This window comes from Pseudoalteromonas luteoviolacea, from assembly GCF_000814765.1.
Classification (GTDB): Bacteria; Pseudomonadota; Gammaproteobacteria; order Enterobacterales; family Alteromonadaceae; genus Pseudoalteromonas; species Pseudoalteromonas luteoviolacea_H.
In genome coordinates, this window is sequence record NZ_JWIC01000005.1 from 791,412 (window position 1) to 808,857 (window position 17,446).

16 protein-coding genes are annotated in these 17,446 nt (G+C 42.2%); 5 read left to right on the plus strand and 11 right to left on the minus strand.

The window, feature by feature from the left end:
• Positions 1–45: 45 nt before the first annotated feature.
• From JF50_RS10835 to JF50_RS10845, 3 genes are all read left to right on the plus strand, one after another.
• Entirely contained in the window at positions 46–1,269 is a 1,224-nt protein-coding gene (locus JF50_RS10835) for an EAL and HDOD domain-containing protein (protein WP_039609424.1), read from the plus strand.
• A gap of 217 nt (positions 1,270–1,486) precedes the next feature.
• Positions 1,487–3,514: a TonB-dependent copper receptor gene (locus JF50_RS10840; protein WP_039609425.1), complete on the plus strand. Its 2,028-nt coding sequence runs from the start codon at positions 1,487–1,489 to the stop codon at positions 3,512–3,514.
• Positions 3,515–3,600: 86 nt separating this feature from the next.
• On the plus strand, positions 3,601–4,566 hold the full coding sequence (locus JF50_RS10845) for a ParB/RepB/Spo0J family partition protein (RefSeq protein WP_039609426.1): 966 nt from the start codon (positions 3,601–3,603) through the stop codon (positions 4,564–4,566).
• Positions 4,567–4,602: 36 nt separating this feature from the next.
• On the opposite strand, the gene JF50_RS10850 is transcribed toward JF50_RS10845, so the two are convergent.
• From JF50_RS10850 to ccmA, 10 genes are read right to left on the minus strand one after another with little or no spacing between them, the layout of a single operon-like run.
• Positions 4,603–5,334, minus strand: a complete 732-nt coding sequence (locus JF50_RS10850) for a VacJ family lipoprotein (RefSeq protein WP_039609427.1) — start codon at positions 5,332–5,334, stop codon at positions 4,603–4,605.
• Positions 5,335–6,609: a c-type cytochrome biogenesis protein CcmI gene (gene ccmI / locus JF50_RS10855; protein ID WP_039609428.1), complete on the minus strand. Its 1,275-nt coding sequence runs from the start codon at positions 6,607–6,609 to the stop codon at positions 5,335–5,337. It abuts the gene before it with no gap.
• Positions 6,606–7,052: a cytochrome c-type biogenesis protein gene (locus JF50_RS10860; RefSeq protein WP_419177507.1), complete on the minus strand. Its 447-nt coding sequence runs from the start codon at positions 7,050–7,052 to the stop codon at positions 6,606–6,608. The genes ccmI and JF50_RS10860 overlap by 4 nt, the downstream gene beginning before the upstream one ends.
• 26 nt (positions 7,053–7,078) lie before the next feature.
• A complete protein-coding gene (locus JF50_RS10865; RefSeq protein WP_039609430.1) occupies positions 7,079–7,651 on the minus strand; it encodes a redoxin family protein in 573 nt (190 codons plus the stop codon).
• A 2-nt stretch (positions 7,652–7,653) separates the two neighbouring features.
• Positions 7,654–9,606, minus strand: coding sequence for a heme lyase CcmF/NrfE family subunit (locus JF50_RS10870; RefSeq protein ID WP_039609431.1), 1,953 nt, complete (start codon positions 9,604–9,606; stop codon positions 7,654–7,656).
• A 1-nt stretch (position 9,607) separates the two neighbouring features.
• Positions 9,608–10,087 (minus strand): cytochrome c maturation protein CcmE, encoded by a 480-nt coding sequence (gene ccmE, locus JF50_RS10875; protein WP_039609432.1) that lies wholly within the window; start codon positions 10,085–10,087, stop codon positions 9,608–9,610.
• Positions 10,084–10,290, minus strand: coding sequence for a heme exporter protein CcmD (gene ccmD / locus JF50_RS10880; protein WP_039609433.1), 207 nt, complete (start codon positions 10,288–10,290; stop codon positions 10,084–10,086). Before ccmD ends, ccmE begins: the two co-directional genes overlap by 4 nt.
• Positions 10,291–10,292: 2 nt before the next feature.
• Positions 10,293–11,030 carry a heme ABC transporter permease gene (locus JF50_RS10885; protein ID WP_039609434.1) on the minus strand — a complete coding sequence of 246 codons (738 nt, stop codon included), beginning with the start codon at positions 11,028–11,030 and terminating at the stop codon, positions 10,293–10,295.
• 1 nt (position 11,031) lies between these two features.
• On the minus strand, positions 11,032–11,718 hold the full coding sequence (gene ccmB / locus JF50_RS10890; RefSeq protein WP_039609435.1) for a heme exporter protein CcmB: 687 nt from the start codon (positions 11,716–11,718) through the stop codon (positions 11,032–11,034).
• Positions 11,718–12,341, minus strand: coding sequence for a cytochrome c biogenesis heme-transporting ATPase CcmA (gene ccmA, locus JF50_RS10895; protein WP_080760210.1), 624 nt, complete (start codon positions 12,339–12,341; stop codon positions 11,718–11,720). The genes ccmB and ccmA overlap by 1 nt, the downstream gene beginning before the upstream one ends.
• 105 nt (positions 12,342–12,446) lie before the next feature.
• Between ccmA and JF50_RS10900 the strand changes: the two genes are divergently transcribed.
• Positions 12,447–14,957, plus strand: coding sequence for a flagellar hook-length control protein FliK (locus JF50_RS10900; RefSeq protein WP_039609436.1), 2,511 nt, complete (start codon positions 12,447–12,449; stop codon positions 14,955–14,957).
• A 3-nt stretch (positions 14,958–14,960) separates the two neighbouring features.
• Positions 14,961–15,257 (plus strand): EscU/YscU/HrcU family type III secretion system export apparatus switch protein, encoded by a 297-nt coding sequence (locus tag JF50_RS10905; RefSeq protein ID WP_039609437.1) that lies wholly within the window; start codon positions 14,961–14,963, stop codon positions 15,255–15,257.
• An 809-nt stretch (positions 15,258–16,066) separates the two neighbouring features.
• Here JF50_RS10905 and JF50_RS10910 read toward each other — a convergent pair.
• Positions 16,067–17,026, minus strand: a complete 960-nt coding sequence (locus JF50_RS10910; protein ID WP_039609438.1) for a fibrinogen-like YCDxxxxGGGW domain-containing protein — start codon at positions 17,024–17,026, stop codon at positions 16,067–16,069.
• Positions 17,027–17,446: the final 420 nt, after the last annotated feature.

The following is a 17,446-nucleotide window of genomic DNA, read 5'->3' on the forward strand; positions in this document are numbered from 1 at the left end:
CCTTATATTGAAGTGAAGTGAAGTAACGATTGGGTGTCTCGTTCCATGTATTTTTATGCCGCTAGGCAACCTATTTTAAACATCAACAAAGAAGTCGTTGGTTATGAGCTGCTGTTTCGCGATGGCGTCGACAACGTATTTCCCAATATCGATGACGTTGAAGCCACATCAAAATTAATCGAAGGTAGTCAATTTAACTTCGGATTAGAAGATCTCACTGACAGCAAACCTGCCTATATCAACTTTACCCTTGAAACTATTCTTAAAGGGTACCCGACTATGATGGGGCGTGATCAGTTGATAGTAGAGATTTTAGAAACGGTTCAACCTGGGAAGCGATTGTTAGCTGCAGTACAAGATCTCAAAGAAAAAGGCTACAAACTGGTTTTAGATGACTATAAACATCAGAAAGTGTGGCGTCATTTCTACCCTTATATTGATCAAATCAAAGTGGATATGTTGGTAACTAGCGTTGATGAGATCCATGAGCTTAAAGAAGCCATTGCACCGCATAAAAATATTGAACTCGTTGCCGAAAAAGTAGAAACCCATGAGCAGTACCAGCTTGCGCTTGATCTTGGATTTACACTCTTTCAAGGGTTTTTCTTCGCCAAACCTGAAATGGTTCAGACAAAAGCACTTCCACCATCAGAAATGGCGTTAGCAGAGCTGTTATATGAAACATCGAGTGTTGATGTGGATCTTAAACGAATTACACAAGTCTTCGAGCGCGATGTAAACCTTAGCTATAAATTGCTACGCTATTCTAACTCAGCAGCTTTTAAACGCAGGGCAGAAATATCCACAATCAAACAAGCGCTGGTTGTGCTGGGTAATCAAGAACTGAAAAAATTTCTCTCTTTACTCTTTGCGTCACAAGTTGCTTCAGAAAAGCCCATGGAACTTATTCGACTGTCGCTAACACGCGCGAGATTTTGTGAACTTATCTCAATTAAACATAATGAAATGCGTGATACAGGTATGGCTTTTTTAACTGGCATGATGTCGTTGATGGACGCAATCTTAGATGAAACCATGCAAAGCGTGATGCAAAAGCTACCTTTGACCATAGATATCAAGGATGCATTATTGCAAGGTGAAGGTATTCTGGCGCAATATTTAAATCTCGTTATGGCATATGAGCAAGCCAACTGGGCTGACGCGTCAAAACTCACTGAGCAATTGAATTTGCAAGCTCAATCACTCCCCGAACTATACTCAGAAGCCTTACAATGGTGCGATCAACAAGTCGAAGCGATGGGCATTTAATTCTTTAATACCCAAGTGGTGATAATGCAAATCACCACTTTTGATACAGACAAATTTTGCGTTACATCAAATTTTTTCTACTTCTTATCACAGTGCGACATTTTGTCACATCCCAACTTGTCCCTGCATCAGTAAAATACACCTCAGAATAAACTATTGATAATTAAATCAACTGACTCACTAAAAGTTACGTTGATACATCACTCTGAGGACAACCATGAAGAAGCGTCTGATCTGCACAGCGATAACAGCATCCTTTGCTTGGCAAGGACAAGCACAATCCGAGCAAACGATGGAGCATATCGAAGTCATTGCTCCTATGCATAGCCCACTCGATATTAAAACCGATCCCAAAGCGACTAGACAACCGTTACCCGCACAGGATGGGGCAGATCTTCTTTCTAGCATCGCAGGCTTCTCACTCGTCAAAAAAGGGGGCGCAAGTAGTGATCCTGTATTTAGGGGGATGGCAGGATCTCGTATCAACATCATCACCGACGGTGGTGTTACATTGGGTGGTTGTGGTGGTCGAATGGATCCTCCTACGGCGTATATTACACCGCAAACGTACGATACCTTAACCGTTATCAAAGGACCGCAAACGGTCTTATACGGCCCGGGTAATAGCGCCGCAACGGTGGTATTTGAGCGAGAATCAGAGCGCCTGCTCGAGCGTGGTACAACGGGTTTCGTTAACACCACACTAGGTGACTTTGGAAAACGCGTTATAAACAGTGATATAAAAACAGGCACAGAAGATTATTTTGCCAGAATTGCAGCCAGTTATAGCACAGCTGACGACTATCAAGATGGAGAAGGGGCCCGTATTCATTCAGCGTATGACAAATGGAATCTAGATACACAATTTGCCTACACCCCAGATCACAATACTTTGTATAGTATCAGCCTTGGTCGCAGTGATGGTGAAGTAGCCTATGCCGATAGAATGATGGATGGCAGCCTGTTTGATCGCACACAAGTTGCGTTACAGATGTCAAAAAGTGAATTAGAAGGCTTTGTTGATAGCATTGAAGCCAACATTTTTTTCAACAACATAGATCACATCATGGACAATCATAGCTTACGCCAATTTATGCCAAATATGATGATGAAAACGCCTGTATCCTCTAACCCAGACAGAAGAACTTTCGGTGGTAAAGTCTTACTCAGTTCAGAGCTCAATGACACAATAGCTCTGGCCTACGGATTAGATCATCAACAAAACCGCCACCGTATTCGAATTGGCCGAGATCTAGAAAATATCCCCGTCGAGTCATTGACTCGCCAAGAAACCGCTGAATTCGAACAAACCGGTCTATTTGCCGAAATTGAATATAGTCTAAGTCAAAACAGCCAGTGGGTTAGTGGCTTAAGGGTTGACGATTGGCAAGCCACAGATAGACGCCAAACTCGCACTGTGATGATGAAAGTTGTGCCTAACCCAACAGCAGACCTGACACGTGATGATACACTTATCAGTGGTTTTACACGTTATCAAGCACAATCAGAAAATAGCAGTTACTATATTGGTTTAGGCCGCACAGAGCGTTTCCCAGATTATTGGGAAGTAATGGGCGGCGGTCGTGGCGCTGTCGATAGCCCAAGTGCATTTCTCGTTGATCATGAAACAACTAATCAGTTAGATATTGGATGGCTTGGTCAGTCGAGTGCTTTTACTAACTCAGTGTCCGTATTTTTCAACCGGATTGATAATTATCTACTCACTGATAACCTATATGAAAAAATGGGCATGGCCAGTAGAGTGACTCGCAATATCGATGCACAAACCTATGGGTTTGAGGCAGAGAGCCGCTACAACGTCAACAAAAACCTCATGGCAACAGCGAGTATAAACTATGTCAAAGGCGAAAATCGCACCGACAATATAGCCCTTGCTCAGCAACCGCCTTTACAAATTCGCTTTGCGCTTAGCTATACCAAAGACAAATGGCAATTTGGCGGATTATGGCGAATAGTTCAAGGTCAGCATCGAGTAGCCATTGGTCAAGGTAATATCGCAGGACAAGATGTTTCGCAAAGCCATGGCTTTGGCACATTAGCCCTCAATACCTCGTACTCTCAGTCTGAAGACCTTGTCTTTAATTTAGGTCTCGACAATGTCTTTGACAAAACATACGCGGAACATTTGAGCCGCTCAGGAGCAATGGTGAGTGGTTATGATCAAACCGCTAAGGTCAATGAAGCGGGTCGGACGGTGTGGCTCAATATGAACTGGAAGTTTTAATTCATAGTACCTATTAATTGAACATACTAGTAAAAATATAATAGACTGCACGCCAATTTAGTTACTTTCTACATTGGCGTAAGGAAATGAAATTAGAACATATTCAATCAGATACTGGCACATGGATGGGGGTAAAAATTAAAGCCCCCAAGCTCCTAAAAAAATCGCTATTTTCTTTCCAATCAAACAGACAAAAGCAAATACGCTGCCAATTTAAAGATAAAACCCTATTCTTAGGTAATTTGGTCAATGCTGATGAAGGCTGCTGGCTAATTCCAAGTCACGATACGATTAATCTACTTCCCGCTATTACATCACAAGACATACAAGCAACAATAAAAAAAGATAATATTTCAAGGCTAAGGGGTTGGTGCTCATATTTTGGTAAAAAGCTAACGGAAACAACACATGTTTTCGATCAAACAGATTGGTATTTGGCTCCATATCAAGTTAGATGCGGATCATATGAGCTTCTAGGAACAAACCAACAACTTCGTTTACCCCCTTTGTACATAAATAAAAACACCATATTCAATAAACATAGCCACTGGATTGACTGGGAAAGCAGCAATGGAAGCTGTGAGTTATTCACACTGCGCAGCACCATGACCTCAAAAGCGCGGGTTAAGTGGTATACCAAATGCGCTCAACAAGGCCTCTTACCGCCGATTTTGGTTATTTACGTACGATTTTTTGATGCCTATATTATCCTAGATGGACATTGCCGTTTAGAAGCTGCACTAAGATTAAATATTTCCCCTGACATAATCTCCATATCTCCTTGTCAAAATACAGTTTACTCCCTCACCAAGGAGCAACGTTTAAGTATGCTACATAATTTAAAAAATAAAATGATAAAACGCCCAGATAAGGCTCAGGATACAGCTTGGGTAAATAGTGTTTTATTAAGTTGTTTTGCTAAAACGGAGTATATACACCCGACAATGTTTGCAACTTGTAATCTTGATCCAGAGCAGTGGCACTATGAAACCAAAAGCCTCACGAGCAGAGATCCGAATCAGACATTGATACTAAAAGGAATAGCTCCATAATGAACATTAAAAAGCCAGCGTGTGCTGGCTTTTTTATTAAAGATTTTCTAAGAAATCATCATCAAAGTCTTCTGGCTCTTCTTCCATTGGTGGGTTGCCATCGTGCAACTCGTAAAGTTGCCTTTGGAAATAGACGTCTTTTAAAAACGTATATGGATCCAGTGATTCATTTAACAACTTTTCTTGTGACATCAACGAAGCTCGCGCCTCAACCGCTCGCAATGCGAACACAATGAGAGTTTGTGGTGTCGTTAAAGCAATTTCAGGTAACACGATATTGTCAACTAAATCTCCGGTAAGGTTTCTAGCCGTCGACGGCCCCATAGCAGGCAACATTAAATATGCACCATCACCCACACCCCAAACACCTAACGTTTGACCGAAATCCTCGTCTTTGTGTTCCAAGCCAACTTTTTTCGCTACATCAAAAAACCCCAAGATACCCACTGTAGAGTTAATTAAAAAACGAGCGACATTGACTCCGGCATCACCCGGCTTTCCCTGCAACGCAGCATTGACTGCGTCCGTAGGTGCGGCAATGTTAGTGGTAAAGTTAACAAGACTACTGCGCACTGGTGCAGGTGTAATTGCAACGTAACCCTTTGCCGCTGGGCGCAAAATATAGGCATCTAGTACATCCATATTAAAATCATAAATGGGCCTATTCATGGATTGTAATGGATCACGAGGGTCTTGCTTTTCCTCGGGGACCTGCGCACAGCCAACAAGCATTAACGCAAGTGCTGCACTGACAATTTTTTTATACATTTAGCTTCCTGTGCTGGTTATAACACGACTTATAGTGACATTAACCTGTTGACGCATATCCTTATTCAATGTAATCACATCGGAGTTACCTTCAAGCTCGCCAGCTTGTGTCATCACCGAGTCATCAACCGAAATACGCGCCGTTATCACAACTTCATTAAAATTAGATAACTTCAGATCTGGCAACATTGCCATACTATCATTCAAAGTGACAACTAAAGGCAAGTTAAAAACTGTAAGTTTTTGCACTGCAAGTGGCATTCTTGGTCCGTTTGCTGCTTTTGCGAACACAAACAAAGTTGCGTTGTCTGGCAATTGGCTCACAAGCTTATCGTCAATACGCACCTTCACACTTAATTGAGGCCCAGCTCCAGCACTCACCGGCTCCGTCTCTCCTAACTTGTCTGCTATCTCATCAATACGCTGTTTTATCATGGCATAACGCGGGTCATTGGGCTGCACGGTTGACAGTAACACCTCAAATGCAGATTTCGCTTCTAGCCAATCCTCTCGTTCATAAGCAATCAGTGCTAACAATGAGATTGCATCAATATTCTGTGGATCTTTACTCAACACACGCGATAGCATTTGTGCTGCGCGATTAATACTCTGCTCAGAGCCTTCAATGAGTAATGCTTGGCTATAGTTGACCAGAACATTATGATTATTTGGCTGCATGACCAACGCTTTATCGAATGCTTGCATTGCCATTTCGTAGTCATTCAACGACATAGCAACACGTCCGAGCAACATCCACGCAACGGCATCATCTCCACTGTTTGCCAGTTTAGTACGCAGTCCCAACGCAAACGCCTGTAGTTCATTTGCAGACAACGGGGTGCCCATTTGCAACACTGCCCGTTCACCATATTCAGGTAGCTTTTCCACTGCTTTTTGCCAACTGGCAATTTGTTGATGACTACCCGTAAAATAGTAAAACACACTACTCACAACCAAGGTAAACGCAATCCCCGTAGCGCCTAACACAACATTGTTACCACGAGTATCTAACGTTTGCTCCGGCGATAACTCATTGAGAAGACGTCGTTTCAGTTCAATAACAGACTCTTCAAAATCACTTTGTGCGATACGCTGGTTTTCGAGTTCAATTTTAAGTTCATCTAACCTTTGATGATAAATTTCAATACGTTGTGCATTGGCATCATGATCAACAGCAACCACTTTTTCTTTGCGCAGAAAGGGGGTCACTACGAATAAACAACTCAATAATGCCAGTAGTACAAACATCCCCCACATATGAGTTAACTCCATCATTGATGACGCTCCTTACGCTGATACTGTGCAATTAATTGCTCTAGACGCTTGTCATCTTCTGCACTCCAAGATTGCTTTTTGGCCGCCTTTTTTTGTCTAAAGACGATAAATCCAAAGCCCAATACAACGATAATTACTGGCAGTACCCACAGAATAATCGTGGCAGGTGTCACAGGCGGCTGGTAATGCACAAAGTAACCATACCTATCAATCATATAGTCAATCACTTCTTGCTTTGAGTTCCCCTCGTGCACTAGCGTCAAAACCTTATCACGTAAATCTTTTGCAACAACTGCATCGGAGTCAGCAATATTTTGGTTTTGGCACTTGGGGCAACGTAGCTCCAACGTTAACTCCTTAAACGTTTGGGCTTGTTCAGCATTTTTAAATTCATATTTATCTTCAGCTGCATTGACGACAGCGGCACTCAATAACAGCACCATCACCAATAAAAATACGACTCTGATCTTCATCGTTGCAGCTCCTCTAGTGCAGGTAAAAACTTACTCCGCCACACTCGCTGATTAATGTCCCCTGTGTGATGCAGTAAAATAGTTCCCTTTTTATCAACTAAAAATGTCTCTGGCGCCCCTGACACCCCAAGGTCTAAAGCAAGGCTACGCTCTAAATCAAGAATATTAAATTGATAAGGGTTACCCGCTCGACCTAACATGGTATCAACTTCCTCTCTGAGCGCATTGATATCAAAGTAATCGCCAAAATCAGGGTCATAGGCTTGGTCATAGTACAAACCTACTATTTTAACACCTTGCTCTCGTAGCTTAGTCAAATAACCAAGTTCAGCGATACACGTGGGGCACCACGTACCCCACACATTCATTAAATACACTTCTCCTAATAAATCTTTCTCAGTCCAGCGCTTATTTTCATCCATTAAATCGGGCAAATTGAAACTTGGCATAGTTTGCCCAAGTCGTCCGGTTTGCAATTCCCTTGGGTTACCAAATAAACCTTGATATAAAAACACGCAAAGTAGGACGAAAATTAAAAATGGCAAAAAGCCCAGTATTTTACGATTCATAATTACGCCTGAGCTCCTTTTTTAACACGACGACGATAGCGTTTATCTGCCAGTACAATAAAACCTGCCAACGAAATTAAAATCCCGCCAAGCCACATCCAACGTACATAAGGCTTATGATAAATCCGTAATGACCAAGCCCCTTGACTCATCTGCTCGCCCAGTGCCAAGTACAAATCTCGGAAGAACCCATCGTCAATGGCTGCTTCAGTCATAAACTGCATACCAATGTCGTACAAGCGCTTTTCCGCATAAAGCTCTGTAACCAACTCATCATCTTTAAGCACCGTTACGACACCTGCATGACCGCTATAATTTGGCCCTCGGATCTCTTTGACCCCGTCAAACCGGTACTGGTACTCATTTAACGTCGCAATATCTCCAGGTTTCATGGCAACGGCACGCTCTACCGAATAGGCAGAAGTCAATGTGACACTGGCAATGACAAATGCAAGTCCCACATGCCCTAATACCATGGCCCAGTAGCTCAAACCTAAACGCTTAAAACCTTCAGATATCGAAGCCTGTAAGGAGACTTTTTGCAGTAAATCCGATACTGTAGAAAACATTATCCAAACTGCCAATGCCGTTGCCATAAAGGTCAAGGCAGAGACTTGCTCATAGCTAGAAAACAACCATGCAGCCGTCGCCACAAGGCTAAGCGCAACATTGATCAACCATTTTTTTGCTAATGGAGATAATTTGTTTTGCTTCCAGCGCAACATTGGGGCAATCCCTAACAACAATGCAAAAGGCACGATTAAAATGGCAAACATTTGATTAAAGAAAGGGACACCAATAGAAATCGACCCAAGACCGAGCTCTTTATGGATCATAGGCAGTAACGTTCCTAACAATACAATTAAGGTCGCAACCACTAAGAAAATATTATTGAGCCATAAAGCCACTTCACGAGAGGCAAAGCGATAACGACCTTCGCTATGAACTTGTGAAACGCGTGCGGCATACAAGGCTAAGCTGCCGCCAACCACAACCGCTAAGAACGAAAGTATATACAAACCCCGATCGGGGTCTGTAGCAAATGCATGTACAGAGACAATGATACCGGAGCGGACAATAAAGGTGCCTAACAAGCATAAACTGAATGCAGCGATTGCGAGTAAAACAGTCCAAGATTTAAACACGCCGCGTTTTTCAGTCACAGCCAGAGAGTGCAGTAGCGCTGTTGCAACTAACCAAGGCATCAAAGATGCGTTTTCTACCGGATCCCAAAACCACCAGCCGCCCCAGCCAAGCTCAGCGTAAGCCCACCAACTACCTATGGTGATCCCCAAAGTTAAAAATGCCCAAGCAACCATAGTCCAAGGACGAGACCACTTCGCCCAAGTATTGTCTAACTTACCTGTTAAAAGTGCCGCAATGGCAAAAGAAAATGACACCGACAACCCGACATAGCCCATATACAGCAAGGGTGGATGTATGATCATCCCCGGATCTTGCAACAGTGGATTTAAATCACGCCCTTCAACTGGGAAGTATGGTAGCAAGCGCTCAAACGGACTCGACATCCACAAGGTATATAGCATAAAGCCAACGCCAAGAAATCCAAGTACCCCAAGTACACGTGCTCTGAGCACCCAAGGCAATGATTTTGACATTAAAGCAACCAGAGCAGTCCAGCTAGATTGCATGACCAGCCAGAGTAAAATTGCACCTTCATGGCCGCCCCAAGTAGACGTCACTTTATAGTACCAAGGTAAGGTACTACTTGAATGGTGTGCCACATACGCAACAGTAAAATCATCTGTCAACGTAATATAAATAAGAATTCCAAATGAAAATAAAACAAATAAACACTGTCCTAACGCTAGAGAAGGAGCGGCACGCATCAATCTCAAATTACCGGTATAAGCCCCCCATAATGGGAAAATACACAGGAGTAAACTAAGCGCCATAGCTAAAACTAGCGCGAAATAGCCTATTTCTGGGATCATACTAGTTCTCGCTATTTAAGTTGTATTTTGGTTTTTCGTGCTTGATCCCCTTAACGGCCTCAGCCACTTCAGAAGGCATATATTCTTCATCGTGTTTTGCCAAGACTTCAAAAGCCTCTATCACGTTTGGCTCAATTAATGTCCCCTGAGCGACGATCCCCTGCCCTTCACGGAACAAATCCGGCAAAATGCCCTGATAACGGATAGTGACCAATGGTCCCGTATCTATGAGCTGAAACTCCACATCAAGCGAAGTCTCATTGCGTACTACAGATCCAGGTACAACCATTCCACCAATACGCAGCTTTTGCCCTATTGTTGGTTTCTCTAATTCTGGCCCTTTACCGTTCACTAACTCGCTCGGTGTGTAGAATAAGTTGATATTTTCTTGCAACGCATACAAAGTCAAACCAACCGCTGAACCAATACCGAAAATCACGGCTAGGACAGTAAACAAACGCTTTTTACGTCTTGGGTTCATACCTGTGCCTCCATTTCTTTGGCCTTTTTAATACGTTCTTCTCTGGCCATTTGAGACTTTACTTGTTGTTTTAGTTGTTTGCCTTCGTACAGCGAGCCAAATAACAGGCCCAATATGATGACGGCACAGCTACCAAAAGAGAGCCAAACATAAAATCCATAACCACCCATGGCGATAAAGTCGCTTAATGATTCAAACTGCATAATCAACCTCGACTAACTAATTGACGGACCCAAGGACGATGTTGCTCGACCTGCATGATTTCATTCTTGAGGCGGATTAATGTAAGAGTTCCGACTAAAGCCGCAAACCCAAGTATATTAATTAGCAAGGGCCACAACATAGAGGGATCGATTGCTGATGTATTAAATTTAGTAATTGCGCCTCCTTGATGAAGCGTATTCCACCACTCTACAGAAAAATGAATAATCGGTAGATTGACCACCCCTACAATCGCTAAAATACATGCTGCTTTACCGCCTGCTTTTTTATCTTCAAAAGCATGGAATAGCGAAAGCACACCAAGATACAAAAATAATAAGATGAGCTCTGAAGTAAGTCTGGCGTCCCACACCCACCAAGCGCCCCACATTGGCTTGCCCCATGCAGATCCGGTAATAAGCGCAATCGCAGTCATCGCCGCCCCTACTGGCGCAATTGCAATGACAGCCAACTCGGCATTTCGTAACTGCCAAACCAATGCGATGATGGCAGCAATGGCCATAGAAGAGTATGCCCCCATCGACAAAATCGCCGAAGGCACATGAATAAAGATGATCCGGTAACTATCCTTTTGTTGGTAGTCTGCTGGGGCGTACGCAAGCCCCCACACCCATCCAACCACAATACATAGCACGGACACCACAACAAAGTACGGAAGCAAAGTGTTACACAATTGGTAAGCACGCTCCGCTTTGGCATAAGGATGTAACCACTTCCACATTTTAACTTACACTCACTCTTAAAGCTGACGATATAGCAATTGGTGCGGCGACTAAAGCGACGGCTAGCATCGCACCAAGGATTGCAAGCTGCCCACTATATGCTAAAGACATGATGCTAGTATCAATAGCGGACGTTGCAAAAATAAGTACTGGGATATAAAGCGGTAAAACGAGCAAACTCATCAAAATACCGCCTTTTTGCAAGCCTACAGTCAAGCCCGCCCCAATGGCACCAATAAAACTCAATAATGGGGTGCCAATTAATAACGTTAATATGGTGGCACCCAGCGCTTGTGACTCTAAATTCATCAACATCGAGAACACAGGTGCCATGACTACCATTGGCAGTCCAGCTGTTGTCCAATGTGCGGCAACTTTAGCCAATACGGCCAGTGGCAATGGATATGGAGAAGCAATCAACTGCTCTAATGAGCCATCCATGTAGTCGTCACGAAAAATCTTATCTAACCCTAACATAGTTGATAAAAGCGCAGCGACCCAAATAATCCCCGGAGCTATACGTGCTAATAGCCCTGGTTCTGGGCCAATCGCAAGCGGGAACAAGGTGATCACAATTAGAAAAAACAGCAGTGGATTCACTATTTCAGCACGCTGGCGAAATGCCAATGTGACATCTTTTTTATAAACGGAGCAAAATAGCGTCCAGTATGAATTGCTTGCTTGCATCAGTGGCGATACTCCAAAACCAATGTTTGCAAAGAACTAAACGAGTTGGTGAGATCTTGGTGAGTTGTTAACAAAATCGCGCCACCCAGCTCTAAGTGTCGCTGAAACTGTGCTTGTAACATGGCTACGCCCTTCTTATCGAGCGCAGTAAAAGGCTCATCTAAAATCCAAAGGTTTGCATCATTTAGCCATAAACGGACCAAAGCAACGCGACGTTGCTGTCCAGCAGACAAAGTTCTTACGGGGACGTCTTCTAAGCCGACAAGACCTAGCTTACCAAGGAGGGTATAAATTTCCGGTTCAGTACTTTTATAACCGTGTACAGTGAGCCAGTGCATGACATTTTCATAGGCAGTGAGCTGCTGATTAACACCAGTTTTGTGCCCTATGAAGAGCAATGACTGCGCAAAATCATCATAATCTTCATTGATATTTTTCTTATTAAACAGAACTCTACCTTCATCTGGCTGAGAAAAACCGGCAATAATTCTAAGCAACGATGTTTTTCCTGCACCATTTGGGCCTTCTATTTGCATGATTTGACCAGATAACAATGAAAAGTTAAGTGATTCGAACAAACAGCGGTCTTGTTTGATACAAGTTAAAGCCTTAATCTCTAGCAAAATTTGTTATTCTCACGACCCTAAATGTGGGCGTAAGTCTATCATAGTGATATTGTAATACGAATAATACCTTGTGACCGATTACCGAAAATTTGATTTAGAATAATGAATAAGCAAACAATTCCTGTACAACATCCGGCAAATGTGTCACCAACAACAATATCTTCACAAGGTAGCAACAATCAGCCGCAATTAGAAGCTGATAAGACGTTTTTGGCACGCAACATTGTCATTAAGCCCGACTCGATTCAAATGGAAGTTGCGCTGGAAGGCCGTTGGCAGCCTGTGCGCTTAAGTAGTGAAGCCAATGTTGATCAAGTATTAAAGTTACCTGAAGCCCAATTAAAGCTCGATGCAACAGGCACAGTGCTAACACTCGCGACCCCCGAAGCTAAATTATCATTAAAATCAGCACAATCATTACTCAGCTTACTCGGTGTTTTAAAAGGCTTTGGCGACCACAGCGCCATACAAACCGATGCGCACATCAAACTGGCACCTAAATCACAGCTTGTCTTACCAAAACTTGGGGTCAATGTCCCTATCCCACCTAGTATTGGTGGCTTACTGCAGCAAGAGTCCAAATTGGTTGCAAGCTTAAGTACAAAAAGTGATAAAATATTGATGCAGGTATTCAATATGTTTGGTGATAAGCTACATCAAATGCCGGTTGCAAAAAAAGCCATCGCGCAATTAGTGAGCCAACTCAGCCAGCAAGCACCCAATTTTGTGCAGCTCGCCCAGAGTAAAGGCACATTGAAACTGGGCCGTTATCAACATGATATTGCACACATCCAAACATCGACCCCCACTGAGTTAAATCAATTACAAAAGCAGGTATGGCACGGTGCTAAACTCAGCCCACAACAAGATGGTATAGAAGTCGCCATCGCCTCGAAATCGACTAAGGTAAAACTGGCCACATCGCTCAAAAATATCCTTCCAAAGTTAGACACCCATGCATTCCAAACTCATCTAAAAGAAGCATCTCAGTCATATCAAGAGCAAACCTTAAAATATGATAAGCCGCTCTTTAATGTCTCTTTGGCAGATATAAAACAAACCGTAAAACAAGCATTGCAAGCCATAACACAGACCCCATTTTTTAATCGTATGGCGTCACAGGCAACAACCCAGACTCACATTCAACTTAATCAACAAATCCCCTCTATCGCCGCGACTATTAAAAATTATTTACATCAACCTCTCATTACGCCAGCCGCAGTGCGACCAAATAATCAAGCCTTGATGGCGCTCTCTGATGGCATTAAGCAAAATTTCGCAGGGCTTGATAAGCCAGTCAGTCAACTTGCCTCCCAATCACCGCAAAGTAGTGCAGCTGCAAAAGGAGTAGTAACACCCGCTGTAGACGTACCAAAGCCACCTGCTGCTCCCCCTATCCATGACGGTGTATCGATCAAAAAAATGCCAAGCCATCAAGCACAGCCCATGTCGCCAAATTCTGTATCAGCAAATCAAAACAGCGGTGCAAAAATGCCTTTTGAGATGCGTTTACAATTGATCCAACAAGTACTCGCGGCTGCGCTGCCAAAAAACGACGCCCCAATTGCTTCTAAGCTATTGGCGGTAACCCAAACAAAATTAGCAGCGCAAGCACAATTAGCTGATGTAATACCTTCGCGTCATGCACAGAAGTCTCAAAGTACGGTATCCGCGTCACTGCCTTTGGCGCACATTCTGAATAAACCGCTACGAGCAGCCTCTTTATTACAAAATCAATTACCAGATCCCAAAGATCCCGCATTGCTCAGTGAGAAAATTTCAGAAAAGATGACCTTTAAAAATGGCGATTCTGTTGATCTCACACGGCTTGTAAACCAAGCTTTTTCACGCTTAATGGATGAAGGAAAAGCAACGCCTGAAGCGGTTAGTCAAGACTTGTTTAGTCGCCTACCAAGCATAGCAACACCACTTAATACCAGTGTACCGATGACCAGTTTTACTCAGGCGCTAGATAAGTTACTTGTGGCCTTACTGGGGACCCAATTAAGTAGCCAACATGAGAGCCAACTTCCCAAAAATATCACTCAAGAACAACGAGTCGCAAGCATGGTAGAAACCTTATTTCCAGGTAATAAGTTGCAACAACCAAAACAGTTTATTCAAGCGGTGAATTTATCAGCACAACAAAACTTAGTGGAAGAACTCGGTTTTATTCAAAACGCAATGTCAGTCAATAATCAAGCTCAGGCGCTAGGTCAAAAGTTTGACAGTGAAAGTCAACTGCTGATCAACTTGTTTTTACCAATGAAAACGCCGCCAGAGTGCAGACAAAGCGAGCTACAAATTGGAAAATATAAAAAACCGGCTAAGGCTGGGTTGCCAGAAAAGCAAGTATGGTTTGTCAGGCTAAACTTTGATTATGAGGCACTTGGTCAGCTCAGTGTCCAAGCTGAGTTGATGGATAAAGCCATCGATTGCGAAATTGTCGGCGATAGCCCGAGTGTGTGCCAACTTGCTGAACCGCACTTAGACGCGTTGAGAAGTAAGCTGGCTGCCCACGGCTTGCAAGTAGGAGACATCGCACTGCGTGAAGATGCAGTACAGGTAAAACAGTTTTACGATAAGCACGCTATCGTAAACATAAAGGTATAACTTATGGAACAAAAAACAGCCGTTGGGCTTTTATACGAAGCAGGAAAGTCACCAGAAGTCGTCTGCAAAGGTTTTGGTGAACTGGCAGAAGAAATTATTGCCTTAGCCAAAGAAAAAGACATCATGATCCACGAAGACCCTGCACTGGTTAAAACACTGGGGCAGCTAGATTTACATGAAGAAATCCCCAAAGAGCTTTATTATGTCATCGCTGAATTGATTGCGTTTTCTTACGTGCTCCGTGGTAAATTCCCACCTGGGTGGAAAAACTTTCAAGGTAAACTCAATATTAAAGCCTAAAAATATGAGTAACCAAATGAATGTATTAGAGTTAATATACGAAGTAACTGTTACGGATCCCCCCTAAATCATAGCAAAATCAGTTGAACGACCAGTCACTTTCGTGCCTGCACTTTATTTTTATTCATACCAACTGCCAAATAGTTTGGTAACTGAAAAAGTAAGGTGACTTTATGAAATCTAACCCTCTTGCCTATGTACTTCACAGCTTTGTCAGTACACTACTAAGTATCTCAATCAGCACGAAACTATTAGCTAAGGAGCTCCCTATTTAAGCCTGCTTTCTCTGGTACTTACACTACAGACATTTGCCCCCGATATTGTCACAGCGGATCACTATGACCTGACAGGTTTGTTTCATCCTTGTATCGCCACTGATGAACCATACTTAATTTTCGACGTAACCAGAGAGGATGAATATAGCGGCTCAGACTTATATAAGCTGCCAGTACAGCGAAGACGCTTGAGAGAATTTAACCAGACTAGGAGATCAAGTCATCACTCCTATTTGGGAGACATTTGCAATGTGTTACCCCTGACAGTAAGTATCCCTTCTTCCACCGAAAGATCGATGATGACAGTCATAAAAATACAGATACTTTCTAAAGGTCACTCACCGCTTAAAGGCCAAGCCAATGTAAAATCTGAACCTGATACAATCAAGTCTCCCTAAAATCTAGGGGCGATGATAGTAAAGCGACATAGAGCGAAGTAAAGGCCTGAATTGCCGCCACCTTTTAATTGGCTATGGATGAAAAGACCAGTGTTGATGTTGTAACAACACTGGTCTTTGTATGTAAATATCTAGCTTATCTTACGTAAAGCCACATATTTTGAGCATTGTAGTGATACGGACCATTACCACCGACTCCCCAGCCATTACCAAAGCGTTCGATAATAAATTTGGTATTTGAATAATCATATACAGAAGTTTTAAACTTAGCTGAATTTAGGAAAGAATAATCCTGACCAGCACCAGTACAACCAGCAGACTCAGCATGAGCCAATACATCATCAGTCAAAGAGTTTGCTAAAGGTGTACAATTTGCACTATTTAAAGTCACCATGTCTAAAATTGCTGCGGTATCGTTATCTGCGGTCACTAGCATTTCTTGTGCTGTATATTTAAAGCCCGCCCATTTTTGATCTGTAATAACATTTGCTTTTTGATCCAATGACAGTAATTCATCCACTTGGACATTTGGCTGTGTTTTACTTTTTATCCCGACAAGTGTCCATCCGCCGCCATGAGTTTCCATGTCGCAGTAGACTTTATAAGGCGATTGAACATTATCTGGTTTTATTGAATATATCCCACTGCCAGTGCTTAAACCATTGGCAAGTATCTCTGCACAACTACGGCTTTCATGTTCAGAGTATTTTTTATTAAAAGTAAAGTTAGCAGATGTTATTTCACCAGTAACTTTATTATATACAGATAATATATACTTATACTCTCCCGCAGGAAATTCAGGCAAAACACTGATCCGAGGCTGTGCTTGAGCAAATACTTGACCAGCTGTTAACGTCAAGTTTGCTGCGTTGGAACGATTATAAAGCTCACCATTAGGAAAAACCAGCGTATCATAATACCTTAAATTCAATACATCATTACCGGTATTTTTAATCGCTCGGTCAAAACTTACATTACCACCAGTAACTTCCACAATTGGAGTCGCTTCATCTGAAGTGGCTTCAACAACGACATTTGCAGATAACGCTGAAGAGAATAAAGCAGATAATAAAAGCGTCACTTTATTTATTTTCATTGGGTAAATCCTTATTTTTTATAATAGAGTGCTATTAAGACAATCATTTTTTATAAATCACCTTCCTACTTACATTTCATAAAAAGTACACCTGTTAGATATCTTCATAAAAATATAGAATTTGGAAAGTCATTCACACAGAATGAAAATACCACTTTTTGGGAAAAAATAAAGCAAACAAACAATAAAAAATAAAACCCAAAGGTAAAAGTAAGAATTAAATATGAGTAAATATAACCAAGAAAACTCAATAACAAAAAAAACAACGAAAGTTATAAAATAAACCTAACCCACCAACTTAAACAAAAAATATAACTACACACTCTATTTAAATTTAAACAACCTAAATTTATTTAAAATAACAACGACAGAAAGACCCAACTCATAAAAATAAAATAAAAACCAAATTAACACCACTTA

Bases quoted from the DNA above. Each gene is read 5' to 3' on its own strand.
- JF50_RS10840 (WP_039609425.1), top strand. From the start codon at position 1,487: ATGAAGAAGCGTCTGATCTGCACAGCGATAACAGCATCCTTTGCTTGG.
- JF50_RS10835 (WP_039609424.1), top strand. From the start codon at position 46: ATGTATTTTTATGCCGCTAGGCAACCTATTTTAAACATCAACAAAGAA.
- JF50_RS10860 (WP_419177507.1), bottom strand. From the start codon at position 7,052: ATGGTGCTGTTATTGAGTGCCGCTGTCGTCAATGCAGCTGAAGATAAA.
- JF50_RS10850 (WP_039609427.1), bottom strand. From the start codon at position 5,334: ATGTATAAAAAAATTGTCAGTGCAGCACTTGCGTTAATGCTTGTTGGC.
- ccmD (WP_039609433.1), bottom strand. From the start codon at position 10,290: ATGCAGTTTGAATCATTAAGCGACTTTATCGCCATGGGTGGTTATGGA.
- JF50_RS10885 (WP_039609434.1), bottom strand. From the start codon at position 11,030: ATGTGGAAGTGGTTACATCCTTATGCCAAAGCGGAGCGTGCTTACCAA.
- JF50_RS10865 (WP_039609430.1), bottom strand. From the start codon at position 7,651: ATGAATCGTAAAATACTGGGCTTTTTGCCATTTTTAATTTTCGTCCTA.
- JF50_RS10900 (WP_039609436.1), top strand. From the start codon at position 12,447: ATGAATAAGCAAACAATTCCTGTACAACATCCGGCAAATGTGTCACCA.
- ccmE (WP_039609432.1), bottom strand. From the start codon at position 10,087: ATGAACCCAAGACGTAAAAAGCGTTTGTTTACTGTCCTAGCCGTGATT.
- ccmB (WP_039609435.1), bottom strand. From the start codon at position 11,718: ATGCAAGCAAGCAATTCATACTGGACGCTATTTTGCTCCGTTTATAAA.
- JF50_RS10845 (WP_039609426.1), top strand. From the start codon at position 3,601: ATGAAATTAGAACATATTCAATCAGATACTGGCACATGGATGGGGGTA.
- JF50_RS10905 (WP_039609437.1), top strand. From the start codon at position 14,961: ATGGAACAAAAAACAGCCGTTGGGCTTTTATACGAAGCAGGAAAGTCA.
- JF50_RS10870 (WP_039609431.1), bottom strand. From the start codon at position 9,606: ATGATCCCAGAAATAGGCTATTTCGCGCTAGTTTTAGCTATGGCGCTT.
- JF50_RS10910 (WP_039609438.1), bottom strand. From the start codon at position 17,026: ATGAAAATAAATAAAGTGACGCTTTTATTATCTGCTTTATTCTCTTCA.
- ccmI (WP_039609428.1), bottom strand. From the start codon at position 6,609: ATGATGGAGTTAACTCATATGTGGGGGATGTTTGTACTACTGGCATTA.